A 1,533-nucleotide genomic window follows, 5' to 3' on the forward strand; every position below is an offset into this window, starting at 1 on the left:
GGAATGCGTGATTGGGCGCACCGGTTTTGATTAGCGCTCGTTGGTATTAGAGTGTCATTCCGCCCCCAGCCGGAACCGACCCCATGTTGCGCGCCATCGCCTCGCGTAATTGGTCGGGTTGCGCCATGAAGCGCGCCGCCAGGGTGCTGGCAGCGCCCATGATCTGACCGCCACGCTGCAGCGACATGATCTCGGACAGCCGCCCGGCCTTGTAATGACCGGTCTCACGATCAATGGCCGGCGTGGCCGTCTACGGTTGCCGGCGGCAACGCCGAGGCGCAATACATTTTTCGTAGCGGTTTTCGGGCTACCCGTTCGTTGGGCCTATTAATGCAGCACACCCTGAAGCTTATCGCCCCCCGTATGAGCGTTCTCTGCTTCTCGAGGAAGACGCCAGTTCCACTCGTGCGTTACTGGGGGCCGTGAGGCGGTCCAGTAAAGCCTGCCGGTCGGCGACGAGGGTGTCGAGGTGCAGCGGCTGGCTCCCGGGCCGTTCTCCTTCAGCCAATCGCGCGGCCAGCGCCCTGGTGGCGTCCACGACAAATACCCCGCAATCGTAGCCGTTGTCCTGCTGGGCCATCCGCACTCGATCCAAGCGGGCGCCCAGACGTGCTGCCAGCCCTTTGGCGTGGGCGCTGTTCAGGGTGCCCGCGGAGTCGTAATGATAGGCGACCGGCTGGTGCCCGCGTAGATCGACAAATAGCAGCGACCAGTGGGTTCCCCCACCGTCATCCACGGCATTGCTGATCGGAAGGAACACGAAGCTGGCCGTGCCGCCCTCGATGATGTCGTGGTAATCGGCGGCCGCCTCGGCCGGTTCCAGAGCCACTCGCAAGAAATGGGCCACCACCGGCATCACCAGCCGGGTCCGGGCGGCGATGTCGGGACTGGCCCTGTGCAGCGCCTCGCCAAGCAGTGCGAAATCGGCCGCGATGTGCTCGTCTTCGAGCCAGAGAGGGATTGGCGCGCTCCCGACTAGCAGGTTGTCACCTATATGTTCAGCATCAAAAACCGTGTGGGTGGCTGAATTCAATCTGGTCCCATGCAAATTGGGTGCAGCATTGGAGCGAGATCTGGTCAGCGCATCCATTGTTGCATCGATTCCTGCCAGCTCGTCCTCGGGGAGTTGAGAGGAGGAGAGAGAGGGAGAGAGGAGTCCTTCTTCTCTCTCTCTCCTTTCCTCCTCTCCTTTCCTTCCTCTTCTCCCTTTCCTTCCTCTTCTCCCTTTCTTCTCTTCCCTTCTTCCCTCCTCTTCTTCTCCTTCCCTCTCCTTCCCCTCTCCTCTCTTCCTCTTCTCCCTTTCTTTTTCTTCTCCCTTCCTCTCCCCCTCCCCCCCCTGGGGAGGAGAGAAGAGGAAGAGAGGAGAAGAGGAGGGAGGGGAGGAAGAGAGAGAGGAAGGAGGAGAGAAGAGGAAGAGAGGAGAAGAGGAGAGGAAAGGAAATTCGGGGAAGTCGAACCTTGGTTCTGACGGACTCAGCGCCGACGCCGAATGCTCGCCCTGCATGCCGCCAAGCGCTGCATCGTTGGCCATTC

General features: G+C 61.1%; 2 protein-coding genes. Both read right to left on the bottom strand.

Annotated elements, in window-relative coordinates:
• Window positions 1–46: 46 nt before the first annotated feature.
• A complete protein-coding gene (locus BSG20_RS36955; protein ID WP_177309940.1) occupies window positions 47–187 on the bottom strand; it encodes a hypothetical protein in 141 nt (46 codons plus the stop codon).
• A 162-nt stretch (window positions 188–349) separates the two neighbouring features.
• A partial coding sequence (locus tag BSG20_RS38330; RefSeq protein WP_244551857.1) for a Ulp1 family isopeptidase occupies window positions 350–1,533 on the bottom strand: 1,184 nt, incomplete at its 5' end.

This window comes from Rhizobium tibeticum (assembly GCF_900110205.1).
In the GTDB taxonomy this organism is placed as follows: domain Bacteria; phylum Pseudomonadota; class Alphaproteobacteria; order Rhizobiales; family Rhizobiaceae; genus Rhizobium; species Rhizobium tibeticum.